Origin of the sequence: Rahnella perminowiae, assembly GCF_019049755.1 — a bacterium.
GTDB classification, from domain to species: domain Bacteria; phylum Pseudomonadota; class Gammaproteobacteria; order Enterobacterales; family Enterobacteriaceae; genus Rahnella; species Rahnella perminowiae.
Genome location: NZ_JAFMOS010000646.1, coordinates 34657 through 57347 on the forward strand (window position 1 = coordinate 34657; position 22691 = coordinate 57347).

General features: G+C 52.5%; 21 protein-coding genes and 1 riboswitch. Of the genes, 6 read left to right on the top strand and 15 right to left on the bottom strand.

The window, feature by feature from the left end; genetic code table 11:
* Positions 1 to 67: 67 nt before the first annotated feature.
* Entirely contained in the window at positions 68 to 1255 is a 1188-nt protein-coding gene (locus tag J1785_RS26430) for an ROK family transcriptional regulator (RefSeq protein WP_217221059.1), read from the top strand.
* A 99-nt stretch (positions 1256 to 1354) separates the two neighbouring features.
* Positions 1355 to 1864 carry a zinc uptake transcriptional repressor Zur gene (gene zur, locus J1785_RS26435; RefSeq protein ID WP_129954862.1) on the top strand — a complete coding sequence of 170 codons (510 nt, stop codon included), beginning with the start codon at positions 1355 to 1357 and terminating at the stop codon, positions 1862 to 1864.
* Between the two features lie 151 nt (positions 1865 to 2015).
* Here the strand turns inward: zur and J1785_RS26440 are convergent, their stop codons facing one another.
* The 4 genes from J1785_RS26440 to J1785_RS26455 all read right to left on the bottom strand — a co-directional run bounded on the left by J1785_RS26440 (position 2016) and on the right by J1785_RS26455 (position 5158).
* The gene (locus J1785_RS26440; RefSeq protein WP_013577368.1) at positions 2016 to 2225 is read right to left on the bottom strand and encodes a CsbD family protein; all 210 of its coding nucleotides are present in this window, start codon (positions 2223 to 2225) and stop codon (positions 2016 to 2018) included.
* A gap of 189 nt (positions 2226 to 2414) precedes the next feature.
* The gene (dinF, locus tag J1785_RS26445; RefSeq protein WP_217158762.1) at positions 2415 to 3779 is read right to left on the bottom strand and encodes an MATE family efflux transporter DinF; all 1365 of its coding nucleotides are present in this window, start codon (positions 3777 to 3779) and stop codon (positions 2415 to 2417) included.
* Positions 3780 to 4061: 282 nt separating this feature from the next.
* Entirely contained in the window at positions 4062 to 4670 is a 609-nt protein-coding gene (gene lexA, locus J1785_RS26450; protein ID WP_129954832.1) for a transcriptional repressor LexA, read from the bottom strand.
* A 119-nt stretch (positions 4671 to 4789) separates the two neighbouring features.
* A complete protein-coding gene (locus tag J1785_RS26455) occupies positions 4790 to 5158 on the bottom strand; it encodes a diacylglycerol kinase (RefSeq protein ID WP_129954833.1) in 369 nt (122 codons plus the stop codon).
* Between the two features lie 235 nt (positions 5159 to 5393).
* On the opposite strand from J1785_RS26455, the gene plsB reads away from it, so the two are divergent.
* Positions 5394 to 7877 (top strand): glycerol-3-phosphate 1-O-acyltransferase PlsB, encoded by a 2484-nt coding sequence (gene plsB / locus J1785_RS26460; RefSeq protein WP_129954834.1) that lies wholly within the window; start codon positions 5394 to 5396, stop codon positions 7875 to 7877.
* Between the two features lie 99 nt (positions 7878 to 7976).
* Here plsB and ubiA read toward each other — a convergent pair whose 3' ends face one another.
* The 4 genes from ubiA to pgi form a co-directional block, all read right to left on the bottom strand.
* The gene (ubiA, locus tag J1785_RS26465; RefSeq protein WP_217221066.1) at positions 7977 to 8843 is read right to left on the bottom strand and encodes a 4-hydroxybenzoate octaprenyltransferase; all 867 of its coding nucleotides are present in this window, start codon (positions 8841 to 8843) and stop codon (positions 7977 to 7979) included.
* Positions 8844 to 8884: 41 nt separating this feature from the next.
* The gene (ubiC, locus tag J1785_RS26470; protein ID WP_129954836.1) at positions 8885 to 9424 is read right to left on the bottom strand and encodes a chorismate lyase; all 540 of its coding nucleotides are present in this window, start codon (positions 9422 to 9424) and stop codon (positions 8885 to 8887) included.
* 89 nt (positions 9425 to 9513) lie between these two features.
* Positions 9514 to 9921: a phosphate-starvation-inducible protein PsiE gene (gene psiE / locus J1785_RS26475; protein WP_129954837.1), complete on the bottom strand. Its 408-nt coding sequence runs from the start codon at positions 9919 to 9921 to the stop codon at positions 9514 to 9516.
* 251 nt (positions 9922 to 10172) lie between these two features.
* Positions 10173 to 11819, bottom strand: coding sequence for a glucose-6-phosphate isomerase (pgi, locus tag J1785_RS26480; protein WP_129991931.1), 1647 nt, complete (start codon positions 11817 to 11819; stop codon positions 10173 to 10175).
* 228 nt (positions 11820 to 12047) lie between these two features.
* A riboswitch (Lysine riboswitch) is annotated at positions 12048 to 12238 on the top strand.
* A 106-nt stretch (positions 12239 to 12344) separates the two neighbouring features.
* On the opposite strand from pgi, the gene lysC reads away from it, so the two are divergent.
* Positions 12345 to 13733 (top strand): lysine-sensitive aspartokinase 3, encoded by a 1389-nt coding sequence (gene lysC, locus J1785_RS26485; protein ID WP_129991930.1) that lies wholly within the window; start codon positions 12345 to 12347, stop codon positions 13731 to 13733.
* 93 nt (positions 13734 to 13826) lie between these two features.
* Positions 13827 to 14744, top strand: coding sequence for a ketopantoate/pantoate/pantothenate transporter PanS (panS, locus tag J1785_RS26490; RefSeq protein ID WP_217221060.1), 918 nt, complete (start codon positions 13827 to 13829; stop codon positions 14742 to 14744).
* 66 nt (positions 14745 to 14810) lie between these two features.
* On the opposite strand, the gene J1785_RS26495 is transcribed toward panS, so the two are convergent.
* The 7 genes from J1785_RS26495 to J1785_RS26525 form a co-directional block, all read right to left on the bottom strand.
* On the bottom strand, positions 14811 to 16463 hold the full coding sequence (locus J1785_RS26495) for a Na/Pi cotransporter family protein (protein WP_015699010.1): 1653 nt from the start codon (positions 16461 to 16463) through the stop codon (positions 14811 to 14813).
* Positions 16464 to 16478: 15 nt separating this feature from the next.
* Positions 16479 to 17135, bottom strand: a complete 657-nt coding sequence (locus J1785_RS26500; RefSeq protein WP_129954841.1) for an HAD family hydrolase — start codon at positions 17133 to 17135, stop codon at positions 16479 to 16481.
* The gene (locus J1785_RS26505; RefSeq protein WP_217221061.1) at positions 17132 to 18124 is read right to left on the bottom strand and encodes an ABC transporter ATP-binding protein; all 993 of its coding nucleotides are present in this window, start codon (positions 18122 to 18124) and stop codon (positions 17132 to 17134) included. The genes J1785_RS26500 and J1785_RS26505 overlap by 4 nt, the downstream gene beginning before the upstream one ends.
* A 2-nt stretch (positions 18125 to 18126) precedes the next feature.
* Complete coding sequence (locus tag J1785_RS26510; protein ID WP_129954843.1) at positions 18127 to 18912, bottom strand: ABC transporter permease; 786 nt, start codon at positions 18910 to 18912, stop codon at positions 18127 to 18129.
* Positions 18913 to 18934: 22 nt separating this feature from the next.
* Positions 18935 to 19777 (bottom strand): ABC transporter permease, encoded by an 843-nt coding sequence (locus J1785_RS26515; protein WP_129954844.1) that lies wholly within the window; start codon positions 19775 to 19777, stop codon positions 18935 to 18937.
* 26 nt (positions 19778 to 19803) lie between these two features.
* A complete protein-coding gene (locus tag J1785_RS26520) occupies positions 19804 to 20601 on the bottom strand; it encodes an alkaline phosphatase family protein (protein WP_129991926.1) in 798 nt (265 codons plus the stop codon).
* Positions 20602 to 20681: 80 nt separating this feature from the next.
* Positions 20682 to 21740: an ABC transporter substrate-binding protein gene (locus J1785_RS26525; protein WP_129954846.1), complete on the bottom strand. Its 1059-nt coding sequence runs from the start codon at positions 21738 to 21740 to the stop codon at positions 20682 to 20684.
* Positions 21741 to 21942: 202 nt separating this feature from the next.
* Between J1785_RS26525 and J1785_RS26530 the strand changes: the two genes are divergently transcribed.
* Entirely contained in the window at positions 21943 to 22653 is a 711-nt protein-coding gene (locus tag J1785_RS26530) for a UTRA domain-containing protein (RefSeq protein WP_217221062.1), read from the top strand.
* Positions 22654 to 22691 lie beyond the last annotated feature (38 nt).

Sequence of the window (22691 nt, forward strand, 5' to 3'; positions counted from 1 at the left end):
TTCTACGCAGCGTACTGACAGGGAGGATTTGCTACGGTCACGCAATTCAGTAAACGGGGTTTAGTAAATGTCGGTAACCGGATTGAATAATCTGCGGCTGCGTCAGTTCAATAAGCAGGTGCTGATGACGTTGCTATATCGCGAGAAAAATGCCAGTAAATCTACGCTGGCCAGGCTTTCCCGTCTGTCGATCCCGGCCGTCAGTAAGATCCTCGACGATCTGCAAAATGATGGCTTAATCATCCACAGTCCGGTCAATTTACACTCGCGCGGGCTGGGCGGCGGAAGTTACCAGATAGCCATCGACGGCAGCGCCGTGCTGTGCCTGAATATCACGCCTTACCGCATCGAAAGTATTCTGGTCAGCAGACTCGTTTTACCGCTGAGTGACTATCAAATGACGGAGATTTCGGTCAGAACGCCGGATGCACTGCTGACGCAAATCGAAGCCTGCTTTCATCAGTACAAAAAAAGCTATCCCGGACTGAAAATCCGGCTGGCACTGGCGATCCACGGGCAGGTTAATCCGACTACCGGCGTATCACAGCGGATGCCGCAGGCACCCTGGACCGGTGAAATTGAGATTAAGTATCTTCTGGAAGAAAAGTTGCAAACTGACATCCTGATGGACAATGACTGCATCATGCTGGCGCTGGCGGAGAAATGGCAAGGCATTAATTATCATCAGGATTTTTGTGTAATTAATGTCGATTACGGCATCGGTTCTTCCTTCGTGATTAACCAGCAAATTTATCGCGGTAATCTGTTTGGCAGCGGACAAATCGGCCATACCATCATTGATCCCCACGGCGACCGGTGCGCCTGCGGACGATATGGTTGCCTCGAAACGCTGGCCTCATTGTCAGCATTAAAGAAAAAGGCCCGTCAGCTTGAGCCTGCGGATCCGGCAAGGAGAACGCCTTCAACACAGGAACTGATCGACCGCTATCATCGGGGTGAAAGTGCCATTTGCGAGCAGGTTATGGAAGGTGCCCGCGCGCTGGGGCTGAGTCTGTATAACTTTCTCAACATTCTGAATATCAATCACATTTATCTTTATGGCCGCAGTTGTGGTTTTGGCGATGCCTGGCTGAAAACCGTCTGCGGACAAAGCGGCCTCAATCCCTTTGATCGTATCGATCACGTCAAAACTCAGGCGACGCATATTGCACCGGGAATACTGAGCCGGGAGCAGCAGATTATGGGTATCGGATATCTGTATGTGGAAAAGGCGCTGGACGCGATGGCAGGTTGAATGGCGCATAATTCGTCGTTTTGGTGCAAGCATGGTAAAATCATCACGGGTCGCATGATGTGGCCTATTTATTCCAATCTGCGCTCAGAGACCGTTGCCATGACCCTGAATAACCCGGAAAAATTACTTTCACAAGCTGAAGAGCTTTGCCAGCAGCGCAATGTTCGCCTGACCCCGCAGCGGCTGGAAGTACTGCGTCTGATGACGCAACAACCCGGTGCGATCAGCGCCTATGATTTGCTGGATCTGTTGCGTGTGAGCGAACCTCAGGCGAAACCGCCAACGGTTTACCGGGCGCTGGATTTTCTGCTGGAACAGGGGTTTATTCACCGCGTTGAATCTGCAAATAGTTATGTTCTCTGCCATCATTTTGAAGAGCCAAGCCATACTTCTGCGCTGTTTATCTGTGACCGCTGTGGGCTGGTCACCGAAAAAACCACCGATGGCATTGAAGAGCGCCTGGCAAAACTGGCAATGGAATCCGGCTTTGATCTTCGCCATTCTGTGGTGGAAGCGCATGGATTATGTGCAGAATGTAAAGTAGTGGAAACCTGTGATAGCCATGACCGGTGTGATCACGACCACAGTATAGTGGTGAAAAAACGCTGAGAGATGAAGGTGTTACGGCAGAGGAACTGAAAGACTGCGGGAAGATGAAATGCAAAGGTTGGGTACTTCCGTGTACCCGTATCCTGAATTGTTCCGGGTAGGAGCAGCATTTTTCAGGATACGTCACTGATATGCGAGGGGGAGTCGCATGTTACCAGTGATATTTATTTTTGGTTTCCCATTCATTGAGCTCTTTCTCGGCCTGATCTTTCTGATAGCCATAGCGCTCCTGAATTTTACCCACTAACTGATCACGTTTACCTTCAACCACTGTCAGGTCATCATCAGTCAATTTACCCCATTGTTCTTTCACTTTCCCTTTGAACTGTTTCCAGTTACCGTCGGCTTGATCCTTATTCATAATAATATCTCCTGTTACCTTGGGTTTTGTGAACTGCATTTCTGGCTTGCAGTTCGTCCTTAACACTTTAAAGGTTAGTAGAGAATCTCGATTAATCCTCCTGAAACAGAGATAAAACCCGTTATTAGGATTAATCCAAAGCAGGAAATAACGCCAGGGCGGGGTTTATTCCTTTGAAAAGCATACAAATCAGTCCGCATGAAGCGAAAACCAGGTGTCGTGCCGCCAGTAACGGCGCCAAATCCAGCCAAGGGATAATCCCCGCATCCCCAGGAAAACCGTCAATGCCAGCCACAAGGCATGGTTGCCCAACAGCGGTAAGCTGAAAAGCGTCAGCCCGTATCCTATCGCCGCCACGACCATACTGTTACGCATATCCCGCCCGCGCGTGGCACCGATAAACATGCCATCCAGTAAATAACACCAGACAGCTACCAGCGGCAGGATGATTTGCCAGCCCAGATAATGGTCCGCCAGTTCGCGTAACTCAGGTAGTGACGTCAGCGCATCAATGATCGCCCCGCCTGCAAGCGCATAAATCAGGGCAAAAATCAGGGCAACCAGCCCGGCCTGACGGCACGCGGCATGCCAGACATCCAGCAATTTCTGGCGATTCCGGGCACCGAATGCTTCACCGGAATGCGCTTCGATAGCATAGGCAAAACCGTCCAGCGCAAAAGCGGTGAAGGTCAGCAGGTTCATCAGCACCGCATTCACCGCCACGATGTGGCTGCCAAGCCGTGCGCCGAGAACGGTCAGTGAGGCAAAGCAAAGCTGAAGCAGAAGTGAACGCAACATAATGTCGCGGTTAAGCCCCAGCAGACGGCGCAGGTTACCACGCCAGGCCGAGGTGATTTGTGCGCCGGTTATACCCCGTTGCTTCATCACCCGCCAGACAAAGTACAGCCCGATAAATAGCGTGAAATACTCGGAACTTGCCGTCGCCATGGCAGCACCACGCACATTCCAGCCCAGCCCCATCACCAGCCACAGATCCAGAATGATATTCAGCAGATTCCCGGCAATCAGCAAAATCACCGGCCCGCGAACATACTGAATGCCCAACAGCCAGCCAAGGATCACCAGATTCGCCAGTGAAGCCGGGGCACTGAACCAGCGAATTTCGATAAACAGCCTCGCCTGTTCAAGCACCGGTTGGCTGCCCCCGACGATATGAAACGCCTGTTCCATCAGGGGGTGCCGGAACAACACTATGGTGAGACCAGACAATACGGCCAGCAGAAAGGGTTGTACGAAAGCGCGTGCCAGCAACCGGTTATCATTCGCGCCCAGCGCCTGAGCGGTCATGCCGGTGGTACTCATCCGTAAAAAAAGTAAGAGCATAAAGAGGAAAGTCGTGATCATCGAACCCACAGCCACTCCGCCGAGATAATCCGGGCTGTCGAGATGACCGATCACCGCCGTATCCACAAGCCCGAGAAGAGGCACCGTGATATTTGAAAAAATCATCGGCAATGCCAGCCTCCAGAGCGCCTTATCGGCGGGGCTTAAAAAGGTGTTTTTGAGTGTTTGTCGCAGGGAATGATGTTGCATAGAGAATCTCATGCCGGAGGTTCAGGTTATGCCTGTAAGTGACATCGCCCCGGAAGGGGCGACGAGATGAAACGTTAAAGCTTAGCGGTATGTCAGAGGCGGCTAACGAACCCGCAAATCAACAATATGACCATTGGGATCAAGAATTTGACCCAGTAATATCTGACCGAGTCATTCGAGTTGCAGGAAGGCGGCAAGTAAAAAAATCCCGATGAGCTGACAGGAGTCAGTGATTCGGGTGAACGCACGCAGCCAACGCATCTGCAGCCCGAAGTACGAAGGTCAGATCCAGTCACCGTTGCGGATGACGCCTACGGCCAACCCTTCAATGCTGAAATTCTGCTCACGTAAATCAACCACGATCGGCTGGAAATCGCTGTTTTCAGGCAATAACTGCACCACACTGCCCTGTTTTTTCAGACGTTTCACGGTGACTTCATCGTCTATACGGGCCACGACAACCTGTCCATTACGCACGTCTTGCGTTTTATGTACAGCCAACAGATCGCCATCAAGAATACCGATATCACGCATCGACATACCGCTGACACGCAGCAGGAAATCGGCACTCGGCTTAAACATGGCCGGATCGACCTGATAGTGTCCTTCAATATGTTGCTGGGCCAGCAACGGCTCACCGGCAGCAACCCGGCCGATCAGCGGTAAACCCTCTTCTTCTTCCATCAGCAAACGAATGCCGCGTGATGCGCCGGAAACAATCTCAATAACACCCTTACGCGCCAGCGCTTTGAGATGCTCTTCCGCCGCATTGGGGGAACGGAACCCCAGACGTGATGCAATCTCTGCGCGGGTGGGTGGCATACCGGTGGTGGAGATATGATCGCGAATAAGGTCGTAGACCTCTTGTTGTCTGGTCGTTAAAGCTTTCATTCCGCCCCCTGGTTGTTTATACAGTCTTGCTGTGAGTATATACAGCTAAACGATCAATGAAAACCTAAGATTGAATAAAAACAGGGCATAACGTTGATTCCTGGAATGCAGATTCCAAATCAGAACCATCGTGGCCAAAAGATGCTGACCCAGACAAAAAACGCCAATATGATGGTCAGAAGTACGGCAGCCGAGCCGATATCTTTTGCACGGCCTGAAAGTACGTGAAACTCAGATCCGATACGGTCTATCGCGCATTCCACCGCGCTGTTGAGCAGTTCAGTGACACAGACCAAAACAACGGATCCCACCAGCAGAATGCGTTCTACGGGGCTGACATCAAACCAAAAAGATAACAAAATTAACGGAATAGCGACGCTGGCTTCCTGGCGAAAGGCCGCTTCATTTTGCCATGCCGCTTTCAGCCCTTTCCAGGAATAGCCAGCTGCTTTATAAATTCGGGTAAATCCAGTGACTTGGTTAGCCATTTCTTTTACTGATCCTTAGAGAATTTGCCGCACTTTATACCCCAAATAGTCGGGGTGCAGAAAGGCGGTAAAGAAGTGAATCCTGATGAGCTTACATGAGTAAGTGATTCGGGTGAACGTCTTAAGCCAACACCCCTGCGGCTTGAAATAAGAAGGGTATTGCATCACCACAGATCTCATCTGAGCTTTCTGGTATCCTTGCGGCGAAATGGCTAACAAGAGGCTTCACGTTTTTATGTCAGGTTGGCGTAGACTTTATTACACATTATTGAATTTACCGCTCTCATTGCTGGTAAAGAGCAAGGTCATACCTTCAGATCCGGTTACCGAGTTGCATTTAGACCCGACGCGGCCGATTTTGTATGTATTGCCCTATAATTCCAAAGCCGATTTGCTGACGTTGCGTGCGCAATGTCTGGCACAGAATCTGCCTGATCCCCTTATTCCGCTGGAAATTGACGGAACCCTGCTGCCAAGCCATGTCTTTATTGCTGAAGGTCCGCGCGTATTCTCTTATTACACGCCGAAGCAGGAATCCGTAAAGCTGTTCCACGACTACCTTGATTTGCACCGCAATAACCCGGATTTAGACATTCAGATGTTGCCGGTGTCGGTGATGTTTGGTCGGGCACCGGGCCGTGAAGGTCAGGATGACACGCCACATCTGCGCGTACTGAACGGCATCCAGAAATTCTTCGCTGTGCTTTGGCTGGGGCGGGACAGTTTTGTCCGCTTCTCCAATACTGTTTCCCTGCGTTATATGGCGACGGAACACGGCACAGATAAAACCATTGCTCAAAAGCTGGCACGTGTGGCGCGGATGCACTTCTCCCGTCAACGTCTGGCCGCCGTTGGCCCACGTCTTCCGGCACGTCAGGACTTGTTCAACAAATTGCTGTCCTCAAAAGCCATTGAAAAAGCGATTGAAGACGAAGCCCGCAGCAAGAAAATTTCCCACGAAAAAGCCCAGCAAAATGCCATCGCCCTGATGGAAGAGATTGCCGCTGACTTCTCTTATGAAGCCGTGCGCCTCTCTGATCGCGTACTGAGCTGGACGTGGAACCGTTTGTACAAAGGCATCAATGTTAATAATGCTGAGCGTGTACGCCAGCTGGCGCTGGACGGTCAGGAAATTGTGTATGTGCCCTGCCACCGCAGCCACATGGACTATCTGCTTCTGTCTTACGTGCTCTATCATCAGGGGCTGGTACCGCCGCATATTGCCGCTGGCATCAACCTGAATTTCTGGCCAGCTGGCCCGATTTTCCGCCGTCTGGGCGCGTTCTTTATTCGTCGAACCTTCAAAGGCAACAAGCTCTATTCAACGGTGTTCCGTGAATATCTGGGCGAACTATTCAGCCGTGGTTATTCGGTGGAATACTTTGTGGAAGGGGGGCGTTCGCGAACCGGACGCCTGCTGGAGCCGAAAACCGGTACGCTGGCCATGACTATTCAGGCCATGTTGCGCGGTGGTTCACGCCCGATCACGCTGGTGCCAATTTACATCGGTTATGAGCACGTCATGGAAGTCGGTACGTACGCCAAAGAATTGCGCGGTGCGACTAAAGAGAAAGAAAGCCTGACGCAAATGCTTAACGGCTTGCGCAAGCTGCGCAATCTCGGCCAGGGTTATGTGAACTTTGGTGAACCGCTGCATCTGACCACTTACCTGAACCAGAATGTGCCGACCTGGCGTGAAGCCATCGACCCGATCGAAGCACAACGTCCGAGCTGGCTGACGCCAACGGTACAGGACTTAGCAGAACAGATCATGGTGCGTATCAACAATTCAGCGGCTGCCAATGCTATGAACTTGTGTTGTACCGCGCTGCTGGCGTCCCGTCAGCGTTCACTGACTCGTGAACAACTGACCGAGCAAATAGACTGCTACCTGCAATTACTGCGTAACGTACCTTACAACGCGGATTCAACGGTGCCGGATCTGACTGCCGATCAGTTGCTCGATCACGCGCTGAACATGAACAAGTTCCAGGTTGAGAAAGACAACATTGGCGACATCATCGTACTGCCTCGCGAACAGGCCGTTCTGATGACGTACTACCGCAACAACATCCATCATATGCTGGTGTTGCCGTCGCTGATTTCAAGCATTGTGATGCACCACCGTCAGGTCAGCCGCGCGGAATTACTGCGTCAGGTCGAACTGATTTATCCGATGCTCAAAGCCGAATTGTTTATGCATTTCGAGACGTCTGAGCTGCCACAGGTACTGGATGTTTTGACGCTGGAACTGGCACGTCAGCAAATCATTCATCTTGAAGATGATGAACTGACCCTTAATCCGGCGCGGATCCGTACCCTGCAACTGCTGGCGGCCGGTGTACGTGAAACGCTGCAACGCTACGCGATTACCTTCTCCCTGCTCACCAATAACCCAAGTATCAACCGTGGTGCGCTGGAAAAAGAGAGCCGGATTATGGCGCAGCGTTTGTCCGTACTGCACGGTATCAATGCCCCTGAATTCTTCGATAAAGCCGTTTTCTCGACGCTGGTCGGCACACTTCGCGCTGAAGGCTATATCAGTGACAGCGGTGATGCCATTCAGGAACAAACACGTGAAATTTATCTCATGCTCAGTGATCTGATGACATCAGACATCAAGCTGACCATTGAGAGTGCGGGTATGCCGTCTGATTTGCCGCAACCGACTGCGCCTCCGGCGGAGCCGAAGCTGGATGTGCGCGATACCAATCATTAACCGCCATTAGCGCCAGCCAGTGCTGGCTGCATAAAAACGCCCGGACTCTTTACGGAGGCCGGGCGTTTTTTTATGGGCGTTGAATCAGTTCAGGAATATTTACAACGTGAACCCTGACAGGCTCATCAGAATGCCGAGGAACAGCACCAGCCCGACATAATTGTTCTGGCGGAAAGCCAGGAAACAGGCATCACGTTCACGTTTGGCAATCAGCTTCTGCTGATGTACAAACAGCGCAGCAGCCAGCAGCAGCGACCAGTAAAACGGTGCACCGAGCTGGGAAAGATGGCCGACAATGCCCATCAGAACCAGCGTTGCCAGTTGCAGCAGGCCGATGATCAGCGTGTCAAAACGTCCGAACAAAATCGCTGTCGATTTCACGCCGATTTTCACATCATCGTCACGATCGACCATCGCGTATTGCGTATCGTAAGCCACCGTCCAGCAGATATTTGCCACGAACATTAACCAGCAACTGAGCGGCACACTTTCGCTCACCGCCGCATAAGCCATCGGGATAGCCCAGCCAAACGCTGCGCCTAAAACGACCTGAGGCAGATGACTGACGCGCTTCATGAATGGGTAAATCCATGCCAGCGCCAGTCCGGCCAGAGACAGTAAAATGGTCATGCGGTTAAGCAGCAAAACCAGCAGGAATGACACCAGCACCAGTCCGACGAATAATATTTTCGCCTGCTTGCCAGTGATCGTCCCGCTCGGCAATGGCCGTTGAGCGGTACGTTTTACATGACCATCAAATTTGCGATCGGCGTAGTCATTCACTACGCAACCGGCGGCACGCATGAAAAACACGCCCAGCACGAAGACCAGCAAAATCTTCGCAGAGGGCATTCCGCCACCGGCTACCCACAGTGCCCATAACGTTGGCCACAACAGCAACAATGAGCCGATCGGCTTATCAATACGCATCAGGCGGCAGTAATCACGCCATGTGCCCTGAGTCATACTTCCTGACACTCTTTGTTCTCCTGCTTGGTTAGTCTGACTCATTCCTGCTCCGCCTGACTTTGCGGACGATGAACCGGTGAGTCCGGTAGGAAAATTTCGGTCAACAACAGCGGCTTGTCAGACAAGCGCAGGCGGGAACGGCGTGCCCATAACTCGCCCTGCTCACTGTGTAATTGACCCAGATGGATATAATCACGGGACAGATTATTGCCACTGAACAGGTAGCGGCCCAGCGGCACAGTCCCTAAATCGACCAGCGCCAGATCTGGCCCGGTCAGTGTTTCTTCAGGAATGACCGTGCGCCCCAGCAGCCACGGTTGTGCGTCACCAAACAATACGATTTCCCGGATCCAGTAACGGGCGCTTTCCGGCAACTGCTGCGCCTCGCTTTCACCCAGTTCTTCGCGGCTGACAAAACATTCGTTTTGCGGTTTCACGGTGACGGTCACACCCTGTTTTTCAAACCGGCGGGTCATGGATCCCATTTCCATCAGCCAGTCAGCCACATCCGCAGGCACCTGCGAAGGATCGTCAAACCAGTGGATCGGGGATTTTTCGGTGGAATGGGAATCAGACATCAATGGCTCCGTAATGAAGGTGTTCATACCTCCAATGAATTATCTGCCTCACATTCTAGCGTATGAATGCGAGGCAGTAATTGCCTCATTTATTCGCGACGCAGACGTTCGCCATTGGCCAGGAACAGCGTCACAACCAGCACCAGGATGGCGCAGGCGTAAACCAATGTGTCGTAAGGACTTTTGTGATCAACGATGATCAAACGGATGATCGCGGTGATACCGATGTAAATAAAATAGCGTAAAGGGAAATGATAGCCCGATGAAAAATATTTAATTATCAGAGCAATAAACTCAAAATAGAGGAAGTAAATCACAATCCCCTCGATGAGCAGATACGAGGACGACTGATCGTTATTCACGAACAGCACCATTGCTAAGTGGTAGGTTTCACGCCCGATAAAAATCATCAGGATTGCGGCCAGTCCTAATAAGAATATGTTCAAAATTCGCTGCATAATGACGGATATCATTAATGCCCGCTTTGATCCTGCCATGTGATCTACATCCCACTTTTGTTATTAATACCCGCAGAATACCACAGAGTCAGCACAGGAAAAGCGCCATTAAAAAAGGGCCAGCCGGTGAAGGCTAACCCTTTTATTTTGACGTATAAAAACCTTAATGCCCTAAATCATTCGTGTTGCATCCAGGCGGCAACTGAATGAATCCCCGGGAGCATACACAAGTATGTGAGCGGGGTTCATGAAGGCAGCCAACGCCGGGGCAGCGCGAAGGATAACGGGTATTAGCGCCAGTTTTTGAAGCGGTTGATCAGGCCGTTAGTCGAACTGTCATGCCCGGTCACGTCTTTGTCATCTTCCAGTTCTGGCAGGATACGGTTTGCCAGTTGTTTACCCAGTTCTACACCCCATTGGTCGAAGGTGTAGATGTTGAGGATCACGCCCTGAGTAAAGATTTTGTGTTCGTACATCGCGATCAACGCACCCAGGCTGTAAGGCGTGATTTCACGCAGCAGGATGGAGTTGGTCGGACGGTTCCCTTCGAACACTTTGAACGGCGCAACGTGTTTCACGTCTTCCGGTTTTTTGCCCTGATCGGCGAATTCTTTCTCGACAACGTCCAGAGATTTACCGAATGCCAGCGCTTCCGTCTGGGCGAAGAAGTTAGACAGCAGTTTCGCGTGGTGATCGCTCAGCGGGTTATGGCTGATGGCTGGCGCAATGAAGTCACAAGGGATGATTTTAGTCCCCTGGTGAATCAGCTGATAAAACGCATGCTGGCCGTTAGTGCCCGGCTCACCCCAGATGATCGGGCCCGTCTGGTAATCCACCGGATTACCGTTACGGTCAACGAACTTACCGTTAGATTCCATGTTGCCTTGCTGGAAGTAAGCGGCAAAACGGTGCATGTACTGGTCGTATGGCAGGATAGCTTCGGTTTCAGTGCCGTAGAAATCGTTATACCAGATGCCGATCAGTGCCAGCAGCACCGGCAGGTTTTTCTCAGCCGGCGTATTCGCGAAGTGTTTGTCCATTGCATGAGCACCGCTCAGCAATTGTTCGAAGTTATCGAACCCAACAGACAACGCGATAGACAGACCGATTGCTGACCACAGAGAGTAACGACCGCCGACCCAGTCCCAGAATTCGAACATGTTGTCGGTATCGATACCAAACTCGCTCACTGCTTTACCGTTGGTAGACAGCGCAGCGAAGTGTTTCGCCACGTGTTTGTTGTCGCCGGCAGTTTCCAGGAACCAGTCACGCGCGCTGTGGGCGTTGGTCATGGTTTCCTGTGTGGTGAAGGTTTTTGATGCCACCAGGAACAGCGTGGTTTCCGGAGACAAATCTTTCAACGTTTCAGCGATATGCGTGCCATCTACGTTGGAGACGAAATGCATATTCAGATGATTTTTGTACGGACGCAGTGCTTCAGTCACCATGAACGGACCGAGGTCTGAACCGCCGATCCCGATGTTCACCACATCAGTGATGGCTTTGCCGGTATACCCTTTCCACTCGCCACCGATAACGCGCCCGGTGAAACCTTTAATTTTCGCCAGAACTGCGTTCACTTCCGGCATAACATCTTTGCCGTCCACGATGATTGGTGTGTTGCTGCGGTTACGCAGGGCTACGTGCAGAACAGCACGGTCTTCGGTGCGGTTGATCTTCTCGCCAGAGAACATCGATTTGATTGCGCCCTGAAGGTCAGTCTCTTTCGCCAGCGCCTGCAGTTTATCGAGCGTCTCTGCAGTGATACGGTTTTTAGAGAAATCGACCAGCATCTGGTCTTCAAACGTGGCAGAGAATTTGGAGAAACGATCACCATCTTCAGCAAACAGATGGCTAATCTGCACATCTTTCATCTTGTCGAAATGCTGCTGCAGGGCTTGCCAGGCAGCGGTCTGAGTTGGATTGATATTTTTCATAGCAATGCTCTTAGGCTGAGAATAAATATGAGGTAACTGTCCCGATTGTAGCCTGAAGTTCCCGGGAAGAGATGCCTTTTCTTGCGATAGGTCAGATCTGCTTAATCACAATGACAGAGAACAATATTAGATGAGAATCGCTCAAAATGTAGCGCATGCGCTGCCTGACCGTTGACAGACGGGCGATAAACGGCTATTCCTAAGCGCCTAACTCGCGCGCTCGGTGCGCGAGCCAGAAGAGGCGCGTCGCCCAGGCAGTGTATCGGAGGAGCCGAAATCCTACGAAGATACATCAGGGGGAGCGGCGCCGAGATCATAAGCCCGCGGCAGGCGAACGATCGACTACAGGGGCTGAATCCCCTGGGTTGTCACCGGAACACCCCAAAAGGGTGTCGGCTAGGTGGGGCGCTTCTGGGTGTATCGTAGTATCTCTACGCCTGCTCCCGTTTCCCGCTCTTCCCTTTGTGCCAATTCTTATGGAATCGATGGCCGTCATGGTATGACGACCCGGACACGAGGTTTTACATGAATCACGCAGTATCCCGCAACGCCAGTCAGCAGCCTTTGGGTAATGTCATCGTCGCCAAATTCGGCGGTACCAGCGTGGCGGATTTCGACGCAATGAACCGCAGCGCGGATATCGTGCTGTCGCGTCCTGAAGTGCGTCTGGTTGTCCTCTCCGCCTCTGCGGGCGTCACCAATTTATTAGTCGAGCTGGCCGAAGGTAAAGAAACCGAACGACGGGTGTTCCTGCTTGATGAAATTCGGCGCATCCAGAGCGCTATCATCGACCGCCTCGATAATCCGACAGTGATCCGCGAAGAAATCGGCCGCATGCTGGAAAATATCGCTATGTTGTCAGAAGCGGCGAGCCTGGCGACATCTACCGCGCTGACTGACGAACTGGTGAGCCATGGCGAACTGATGTCTACTCTGCTGTTTGTTGAAATCATTCGCCAGCGTAACGTGCCGGTGGAATGGTTCGACGTGCGTAAAATTATGCGCACCAATGATCGCTTTGGCCGGGCGGAGCCAGATACTCAGGCATTAAACGAGTTAACCGTTCAGCAGTTGCAACCGCGCTTGCAGGACGCTCTGGTGATCACACAAGGTTTTATCGGTTCTGAAGGCAAAGGGCGTACCACGACACTTGGCCGTGGTGGCAGCGATTATACCGCCGCATTGTTAGGCGAAGCGCTGAGCGTTTCCCGGGTGGATATCTGGACGGACGTACCGGGGATTTATACTACCGATCCACGTCTGGTGCCGGCGGCAAAACGTATTGACCGTATAGCATTTGAAGAAGCGGCTGAAATGGCGACTTTTGGTGCGAAAGTTCTGCATCCTGCAACGCTGCTGCCAGCGGTGCGCCGCGGTATTCCGGTGTTTGTAGGCTCGAGCAAGGACCCGTCAGGCGGTGGCACCCTGGTGTGTGATACCAGCGATAATCCGCCGCTGTTCCGCGCGATAGCCCTGCGCCGCAGACAAACGCTGGTCACGCTGCACAGCCTGAGTATGCTCCATTCACGCGGTTTCCTCGCCGAAGTGTTTGGCATTCTGGCTCGTCACAGCATCTCTGTTGATCTGATCACAACGTCCGAAGTCAGCGTCGCACTGACGCTGGATACCACCGGTTCCACATCCTCGGGTGACAGCCTGCTGACCACCTCGCTGCTGACAGAATTATCCTCACTGTGCCGCGTGGAAGTCGAAGAAAATCTGGCACTGATCGCGATTATCGGTAACAAACTGTCACAGGCCTGTGGCGTCGGCAAAGAAGTCTTCGGCGTACTGGATCCGTTCAATATCCGCATGATTTGCTACGGCGCAAGTAGCTACAATTTATGCTTCCTGGTGCCGGGCAACGATGCCGATCAGGTTGTTAAAACTCTACACCGCAACCTATTCGAATAAAGACGGGCGCGGTATCTGAGAAGACCGGGCCACGTGCCCGGTCTTTTTTTTGTCTGTACTTTTGCAAAACAACAAAGACAAGGATCATCCTCAATGTTAGCCATAATAACCCGCCTGTTCCCGTTGTGGGCCGCGCTGTTATCCGTTGCGGCCTACTATTCGCCCGGCACGTTTACGCCGATCGGCCCGCACGTTTCTACCCTGCTGATGCTGATCATGTTCGCGATGGGCGTCACTCTCGAATTCGGTGATTTCAAACGCGTGCTTTCCCGGCCCGGCCCGGTTGCTGCCGCTACTTTCCTGCATTATCTGGTCATGCCGCTGGCGGCATGGGTACTGGCAAAGCTGTTCCATATGCCCGCAGATTTATCGGCAGGGATGATTCTGGTTGGCAGCGTGGCCAGCGGAACCGCTTCTAATGTTATGATTTATCTGGCGAAAGGTGACGTCGCGCTTTCCGTGACGATTTCTGCGGTTTCCACGCTGGTTGGTGTTTTCGCCACGCCATTGCTAACACGTCTGTATGTTGATACACACATCAAGGTCGATGTGGAAGGCATGCTGTTGAGCATTTTGCAAATCGTCGTCATCCCGATTTTAGCCGGTCTGATTATTCATCATCTGTTCACGAAAACCGTAAAACGCATCGAACCGCTGCTGCCGCTTTTCTCAATGGTGTGCATTATCGCCATTATCAGCGCCGTCGTGGCGGGCAGTCAGGGCTTTATCGGTTCTGTGGGACTGATCGTGATTGTGGCGGTTATTCTGCACAACGGCATTGGTTTACTGAGCGGTTACTGGGGTGGAAAACTGTTTGGCTTTGACGAAACCACCTGTCGCACGCTGGCGATGGAAGTCGGGATGCAGAACTCAGGCTTAGCCGCGACGCTGGGGAAAATCTACTTCACCCCGCTGGCCGCACTGCCGGGTGCATTGTTCTCGGTCTGGCATAATCTTTCAGGTTCTTTACTGGCCGGTTACTGGTCCGGCAAACCGGTCAAAAAAGACTGATGTCCAGACCGTAAAAAAACAGGAAAAAGAAACGGGCGCCTTCCTCAGCGCCCGTTTTTATTCGGACTACACCCGTTGCGCATCATCATTCGGTTCGCGCTGCTCGTCTTCCTGCTCATCCTGATCCAGCACGTTATACGCCACCGCACAGAACAGTGAGTTCAGACGTTTCATATCTCCCAGTAACCCGAGGTGGAGCGAACTGGTTTCAATACTCTGCACATTATGCTGATGCAAGCGATCAACATGGGCATGCGCGTAACGGCGGTCAAGAATGCGGAAGCGGTGTTTGGAACGTCGCAGACGGCGTGCGCTGGTGAGATCGTTTGACAGGAATACCCCCAAACTCAGACGCAGATTATCTTGTAATTTTTCATGTAAGGCATCCAGTTCCACCAAGCCTTCAGGCGAGAACGCGCGGCGCGTAGCGTGGGATTTGGCGGTGATATCGCCGGTCATACGTTCGATAATGTCACCGGCCTGTTCGAGGTTGAGCGCCATTTCGATAATTTCTGCCCAGCGGCGGGAATCATCTTCGCCCAACCCTTCTTTATTGATTTGCGCCAGATACAGTTTGATGGCGGTGTACAACACATCAACGTCATCGTCGAGACGCCGCACTTCGCGATCCTGCGCCAGTTTACCGTGCATCACTTCCCGGTTGAGGATCAGCATATGTTCGACCACGTCGCCCATGCGCAAAGTCTCGCGGGCGGCATTGGCCAGCGCCAGCGTCGGTGTATCTATCGCGCTGACGTCAAGATGACGCGGGCGCAGACGCGGATCATCTTCCGGCACATCGGCAATCATCATCTGGCAAATCTTCGCCATCGGCGCAGTCAGCGGCACCATTGCCAGACAACGGATCAGGTTGTAGAACATGTGAAAATAAATCACCAGTTCCTCATCCGGGATCCCAAGCCGCGCCAGTTGGGTCGACAACGGTCCGACAAACGGCAGCACAATCACTAAACCAATCAGTTTAAACAACGTGCTGCCGAGCGCGACCCGGCGACCGGCAGCGTTCATTTTACTGGCGTTAATCATCGCCAGCAGCCCGCTGCCAAGATTGGCACCGATGACCAGACACAGCGATACTTTAAGCGAAATCACGCCGGTTGCGGCAAGGGTTGCGGTCAGCAACACAGCAGCCAGACTGGAATAACTGATGATGGCAAACACTGCGCCGGTCAGAGCATCGAGCAGTACATCACCCGTCAGTGAGGAGAATAAAACTTTCACGCCGGAGGCCTGCATGATCGGTGTTGCTGCGCCCACAATCAGTTCCAGCGCCAGTAAAATCAGACCCAATCCGATACCGACGCGGCCCATTTGCCCCGCGCGGGTTTGTTTACGGCTGAGGAAGAATGCAACACCGACGAAAATCAGCAGCGGAGAAAGCCAGGAGAGATCGAAAGTCAGGATACGCGCCATCACGGCGGTCCCGACATCTGCACCGAGAATAATCACCAGTGCCGGCGCCAGTGCCACCAGCCCCTGCGATACAAACGACGTGACCAGCAGCGCGGTAGCATTACTGCTTTGCACCAGCGCAGTTACGCCAATCCCCGCCACAAACGCCAGCGGTTTTTTCTCGACACTGTTACTCAGAACACGGCGCAGATTGGCGCCAAAGACGCGCATGATGCCGGTACGCACGATGTGCGTACCCCATACGAGCAGAGAAATAGCAGACAACAGATGCAAAAGGGTTAACACGAAAAAACAGCTCCATTAACGCCAGGCATAGACCGGCCATCCTGCCTGCCGGGCGTGCTGGAGCAGGATGGCGTCCGGATTCACCACCACAGGCTGCCCAACGCGTGTCAGCAACGGCAGATCATTATGGGAATCCGAATAAAAACTGGCTGATTGCAACAGGGATTCGTCCTGATTGATGAGTTCAAGTAACCGCGAAACTTTGCCTTCGCGGTAGGTCATCGTCCCCTGTGTGGCGCCGGTAAAGCGCCCTTCTTTGATTTCAACACCAATCGCCAGCGTTTCATCAACACCGAGGAAACGGGCAATTGGCTGCACCAGATGTTCACCGGATGCGGAAATAATCACCGTCCGGTCGCCCTGTGCGCGGTGAGCAGCCAGACACTCACGCGCCTGCGCGTAAACACGCGGGGCAATCACATCCTGAATATAATTCGCGACCATTGCCGCGACATCACGTTGACGGCGGCCGGACAGCGGCACCAAAGTACAACGCATGTACTCCTGCATATCCATCTGGCCGGCAGCGTATTGCTGCATCAGTGCGGCATCTTGTTGCAGGAAAGCCTGTTCATCGGCCACCCAGCCATTGGCCACCATATAGGCTGACCACAAACTCGAACAGTCGCCGCTAATCAGGGTTTCATCGAGATCAAACAGCGCCAGTTTCATGCAACTTCCCGTAACGTAACAAGATCTAACTGTAGACCAATATCGCTGCCATCGGCACGAAGTGAGGCCACAGAGCGGTTTAAGACATCCACAGAAAGCTCAACGCCGTGCGCTAAAACGCGATAACGCACGACGTTACCGAGCAGGCTGTGGCTGATAATTTTAGCCGGAATGCCCTCAGTCAGTTCACACATCGTGACCGACTCCGGCCGGATGGCGACGCGACCGGTATAACGTATGCCGGTCAGCGCCATCGCCTGTTCAGGGCTTAACAGATTGTAACTGCCGATAAAGCCTGCGGCGAACGCATCCACCGGTTCAGTATACAGGGTTTCGGCGTCAGCATTTTGGACGATTTGTCCTTTGTTCATCAGCACAATCCGATCGGACATGGTCAGCGCTTCTTCCTGATCGTGTGTCACGAAAATCGCCGTCAGGTTCATTTCACGCTGAATACGGCGGATTTGCTCACGCAAATGCTTACGGATACGGGCATCGAGCGCGGAAAGCGGTTCATCAAGCAACAACAGACGCGGCTGTGTGACCAGTGAACGCGCCAGCGCCACACGCTGACATTGGCCACCGGAAAGCTGATGCGGATAACGTTTGGCATAGTCGTTCATTTCCACCAGTTCCAGCACTTCACCGACGCGGCGATGCAACTCGGAAGCCGGTATCTTTTGCATTTTCAGGCCGAATGCGACATTAGCTTCCACGGTCATATTCGGAAACAACGCATAACTCTGGAAGACCATACCTATACCGCGCTGCTGCGGCGGAAACGGCACAATATCCTGCCCCTGTATCAGAATTTTTCCGCTGTCCACCGACGTCAGCCCTGCGAGACAGCGAAGCAGTGTGGATTTCCCACAACCGCTGGGTCCCAGTAGCGTGACGAATTCACCCTCTTGTGCTGAAAAATCGATGTTGTTGAAAATTTGCGTCGGGCCGTAAGACTTATTGAGTTGAGTAACCTGTAAATACGACATAATCAGCGCTTTCCTTTGTTCAGGATGTTCGCCACCCAGGTGAAAATCAGGACGACCATGAAATAGGAGATGACCAGTGCGCTGGTAAAATGGCCGCTGCCATTGCGCATGTTATAGAGGTAAACCTGAACCGTTTCATAACGGCTGCCTGCCAGCAGGTTAGCGAATACAAATTCCCCGATCAGGAAGGAAAACGACAGCAGGACGGCAATCATTCCGCCTTTACGTAAGTTCGGTAAAACCACCAGCAGTGCCGCTTTCCAGGTGCTGGCCCCGAGCAGGTGCGCCGCATCCATCAGGTCACGCAGGTTGATCGCCTGCATGTTGTTGGAGATGGCGCGATAGATAAACGGCAGCGCGATGGTGAAGTAACAACCGATCAGGATCCACGGCGTGCCGGTCAGCGCCAGCGGTTCAGCGGAATAGAGTTGCATCAGACCGACCGACGACACCACGGGTGGCACGGCGAACGGCAGTAAGATCAGGATATTCATCAGCGCATCAAGCTTTGGAAAATAGTAAGCAATCACAAACATGAGTGGCAGGATCAGCACCAGCGACAGGAAAAGTGTGCCAAAACACACCAGCAGCGAGTGCCAGAGCGCAATCAGGAAACGCGGATCACTCCACAATTCCACCAGCCATTTGAGCGTAAAGCCGCTAGGCAATATAGTGGCACCCCATTCCAGCACCAGCGCATAGACCAGCGTCGCCAGCAGCGGCAACATCAGGACAATCAGTAAAATCCAGATCACCACACGGTGGTAAATCGCTTCAGAGCGCGACATTTTACGTTCCTTTTTCTGCCCGTCAGCTGCGCTGACTGAGATAACTTTTACGCAATAACCACTGATGGATCAGCGTGATAAAGGCCATCAGCACCACCAGCAACATCGCCAGCGCACTGCCCATGTTCGGATCGAGAGAAATATCCCCCGAGACCAACGCCGCGATACGCACCGGCACCACGTTAAAGTTACCGGTGGTCAGCGCATACACCGTGGCATACGCGCCAAGGGCATTGGCCAGCAAAATCACGAAGGTACCGAGCAAGGCCGGGAACAGCACCGGAATACCAATATGACGCCAGTAACGCCAGCGTCCCGCGCCCAGCAAGGCTGCTGACTCACGCCAGTCCTCCCGCAGCGCATCAAATGCCGGATACATCAGCAACACGCCGAGCGGGATCTGAAAATAGGTATAGAGAACAATCAGGCCGTCTTTCGAATAGAGGTCAAAGTGTTCCATCAGGCCATATTTTTTCAACAGCAGCGTCAGGCAACCATTCAGGCCAAGCAGGATCACGAAGGCGAAGGCCAGCGGCACCCCGGCAAAGTTGCTGGTCATGTTAGTGAACGACATGACAAAATCGTGCAGCTTTGTCGGGCCTAACTGGCGAAGTGAGTAACTGCCCACCAACGCGATAAGCAAGCCGTATAAACTCGACCAGATGGAAATATCCAGCGAGAAACGCATAGCCTGTAAATAGAACGGTGATGTCAGAATATCGGTGTAATTGCCCAGTCCCCAGGCTTCATACGTCTCACTGTAAAAACTGCTCACCGCAATCCATGCCAGCGGCGCCAGCTGAAAAGCGATGAAAAACACCAGAAATGGCAGCATAAACAACGCCGCAATCCACTTAGCTTTCATCGGGTATCCTCTAAAAGTGACGGGATTCAGGCCAGTAATGCCGCGCAATGTGGCTTATCGTGGGCAATATTAAGGATCTGACAAACGGTTCCGCACAACTCGGTCTGCAACGGTGCGGCCTCTTTGAAGCTGAACGCACTGCCAAAAACGAACAGCGGCACCTGACGCTCCTCCGGCAAAATCCCGCCGTGACTGCGGTCATCATTCATGCCGTGATCCGCGGTCACGATCACCTGATAACCGGCATCCAGCCAGTCACCCAGATAGCGTGACAGGATGCCGTCTGCGATCCGTGCTTTGTTACGATATTGCGGTGTCGACAGGCCGAATTTATGCCCGGCATCATCAATGTTCATCGGATGGATCAGCAGGAAGTCGGGATCATGACGACGTCGCAGGCTTTCGGCATCATCGAACAAATGCGAATCAGGATAACTGTCGTCGTAATAGAAATGACCGTGCTGGATAGCCAGCGATTCATCACTGGTGTGACGATCACGCGGCGGGTCAAATGGTGTGCGGTTGTACAGCTCGCTGACCCAGTGATAAGCCGCCGCAGCCGTCGTCAGACCGGCGTCGCGGGCATAGTGAAAAATACTGCGTTGTGTCGATAACCGGTCAACATGGTTATGAACGATGCCACTCTCCACCGGCGTGATGCCGGTGAGAATGCATTCATAAAGCGGTCGGGACAGCGAAGGCAATTCGCATTCCAGTTGATACAAGCGGCCACGTCCTGCGGCACACTGCGCCTGTAAATAACCCATTGTGTCGTTGCCGACCTGATAATTCAGGCCGTCGAGAACTACCAGAATGCTTTTCATTACATGTATGCCTTTCATTTCTTACAGGTGTTGTCATTAACCAATGCTTTCGCTGCCCGGTTCTTCTTATTTTTAGGAATTTATTGCTGCATGTTGATCATGACGTTTTCCTGCCACAGGCGCGGCAAGGTTTTCGCGCTCTTGTCCCAGGCAGCCGGATCGGCAATCGGATGTGCATTTTTGTATTCACTGGATGGCAGCAGTTTGGCTTTTACATCGTCTGGCAGAGTGATGTGGTCAGCACGGATCGGGCGGGCATAACCTTGTGCTAAGTTGATCTGGCCAGCATCAGAGAAGATGTATTCACGTGCCAGTTTTGCCGCATTTGGGTGTTTGGCGAATTTGTTGATGATGGTGGTGTAGCCGGACGTGATAGTGCCATCCGATGGGATCACCACATCGAAGCGGGTTCTGTCGATTTTGTCGCGATAGCTCAGCCCGTTGAAGTCCCAGACGACGCCAACCTGCACCTCACCTTTCTCCAGAGAAGCGATCACCGGGTTCGTCAGACTCAGACGTCCTGCTTTCGCCAGTTTGCCGAAATATTCCAGACCTGGTTTTAGATCCTTTTCATTCCCACCCATCGCGTAAGTTGCCGCCAGCACGCCGTTTGCCGCCTGCGCTGCGGTGCTCACATCACCAATAGTCACTTTGTATTTGCTGTTGAGCAGATCAGCCCAGCTGTGTGGCTCATCTTTAACCTGCGATTTATCAATGATGAAGGCGATAGTACCGGTGTAAGCGAGCGCCCACATACCGTCTTTATCTTTTGCCCAGTCGGGTACCTGATCCCAGGTTGTCGGTTTATAAGGCTGGGTCACGCCTTTTTGCACAGCAACCGGTCCGAAAGCAGCGCCCACGTCACCAATATCAGCACTGGCATTGTCCTTCTCTGCCAGGAATTTGGCGATTTCCTGGGCGGAACTCATATCGGTATCACTGTGTTTCAGACCATATTTAGTGCTCAGATCACTCCATGTTCCTTTCCAGTTCGCCCAGTCATCAGGCATACCGACACTGTTTACCGTTCCTTCGGCTTGTGCCGCTTTGAGGAGTGCAGCAGGAGGCTCAGCGGCAAATGCCGGTGAAGCGGAGAGGACAAGCGCGCTGGTTAACACAGAAGCGAACAACTGTTTCATAACGGATGCTCCAGATGATAGTGTGTGAAGTGCTGGTCTAGTCCAGCAAGAACCAAGCCAATCTAACGCTCAATTGTGATAATTATATGTCAGCGCGAAAAAGCAGCAGTTTTAAGCTGATCGCTGTTAACGGGCGCACATTATTGACACGATGCAGAGTCAGATTGGTGCAAAAACGCACTGAAATGAGGCTTGCTAACCGATGAGTGAATCGCAGACCACCCTTGCCGTTATCTGCAAGGCATTGAGCGAAAGTATTGCAGCCGGGGCATTTTCTGCAGAGGGAAGGCTGCCTTCTGAGCGCGCGTTGAGTGAACAGTTTTCCACTACCCGTATCACATTACGGGAAGCATTGAGCCAGCTTGAGGCACAGGGTCTGATTTACCGGGAAGTGCGCCGGGGCTGGTTTGTGTCCCCACCGCGCATTATTTATAACCCGCTGCAAAGAAGTCATTTTCACGCGATGGCGAAAGATCAGGGACGCAGCGCAAAAACCGAAGTGATCGATGCGAAGTACTGTCTTGCCAGTGATACGGTGTGTCAGAAGTTATTAGTGCCGGCAGAGAGTGAGGTGATTTGCATAAGACGGTTACGTTATATCGATAACCGTCCGGTACTGTATGTCGAGCACTACCTTAATCCGCTGTATTTTCAGGATATTCTCAGCGCTGATCTCACATCATCGCTGACCGATCTGTATGCGCTGCGCTACGACATTCATTACGGACGCGTACGATTTGATATGGTACCTACGTTGCTGAGTGAAGAAGCCTCGCATGCGTTGAGAGTGGCACCCGGCAGCCCTGCACTGTTTATCACGCGAACCAACCGTGACCAGCACGACCGGGTCATCGACTGCGATTTAGAATACTGGCGCTATGACGCACTGCACATTGATGTGGAAGTGAGCTGAATTCGTAAGGAAATCAAGGGGAAAAAATGCCCGTTAAC

Coding starts and splice junctions, on each gene's coding strand:
- J1785_RS26500 (WP_129954841.1), bottom strand. CDS start 17,135: ATGAAACTGGCGCTGTTTGATCTCGATGAAACCCTGATTAGCGGCGAC.
- plsB (WP_129954834.1), top strand. CDS start 5,394: ATGTCAGGTTGGCGTAGACTTTATTACACATTATTGAATTTACCGCTC.
- J1785_RS26525 (WP_129954846.1), bottom strand. CDS start 21,740: ATGAAACAGTTGTTCGCTTCTGTGTTAACCAGCGCGCTTGTCCTCTCC.
- ubiC (WP_129954836.1), bottom strand. CDS start 9,424: ATGTCTGATTCCCATTCCACCGAAAAATCCCCGATCCACTGGTTTGAC.
- ubiA (WP_217221066.1), bottom strand. CDS start 8,843: ATGACTCAGGGCACATGGCGTGATTACTGCCGCCTGATGCGTATTGAT.
- J1785_RS26430 (WP_217221059.1), top strand. CDS start 68: ATGTCGGTAACCGGATTGAATAATCTGCGGCTGCGTCAGTTCAATAAG.
- J1785_RS26530 (WP_217221062.1), top strand. CDS start 21,943: ATGAGTGAATCGCAGACCACCCTTGCCGTTATCTGCAAGGCATTGAGC.
- J1785_RS26510 (WP_129954843.1), bottom strand. CDS start 18,912: ATGTCGCGCTCTGAAGCGATTTACCACCGTGTGGTGATCTGGATTTTA.
- J1785_RS26455 (WP_129954833.1), bottom strand. CDS start 5,158: ATGGCTAACCAAGTCACTGGATTTACCCGAATTTATAAAGCAGCTGGC.
- J1785_RS26440 (WP_013577368.1), bottom strand. CDS start 2,225: ATGAATAAGGATCAAGCCGACGGTAACTGGAAACAGTTCAAAGGGAAA.
- J1785_RS26505 (WP_217221061.1), bottom strand. CDS start 18,124: ATGTCGTATTTACAGGTTACTCAACTCAATAAGTCTTACGGCCCGACG.
- zur (WP_129954862.1), top strand. CDS start 1,355: ATGACCCTGAATAACCCGGAAAAATTACTTTCACAAGCTGAAGAGCTT.
- psiE (WP_129954837.1), bottom strand. CDS start 9,921: ATGGCAGGATCAAAGCGGGCATTAATGATATCCGTCATTATGCAGCGA.
- pgi (WP_129991931.1), bottom strand. CDS start 11,819: ATGAAAAATATCAATCCAACTCAGACCGCTGCCTGGCAAGCCCTGCAG.
- dinF (WP_217158762.1), bottom strand. CDS start 3,779: ATGCAACATCATTCCCTGCGACAAACACTCAAAAACACCTTTTTAAGC.
- panS (WP_217221060.1), top strand. CDS start 13,827: ATGTTAGCCATAATAACCCGCCTGTTCCCGTTGTGGGCCGCGCTGTTA.
- lexA (WP_129954832.1), bottom strand. CDS start 4,670: ATGAAAGCTTTAACGACCAGACAACAAGAGGTCTACGACCTTATTCGC.
- lysC (WP_129991930.1), top strand. CDS start 12,345: ATGAATCACGCAGTATCCCGCAACGCCAGTCAGCAGCCTTTGGGTAAT.
- J1785_RS26520 (WP_129991926.1), bottom strand. CDS start 20,601: ATGAAAAGCATTCTGGTAGTTCTCGACGGCCTGAATTATCAGGTCGGC.
- J1785_RS26515 (WP_129954844.1), bottom strand. CDS start 19,777: ATGAAAGCTAAGTGGATTGCGGCGTTGTTTATGCTGCCATTTCTGGTG.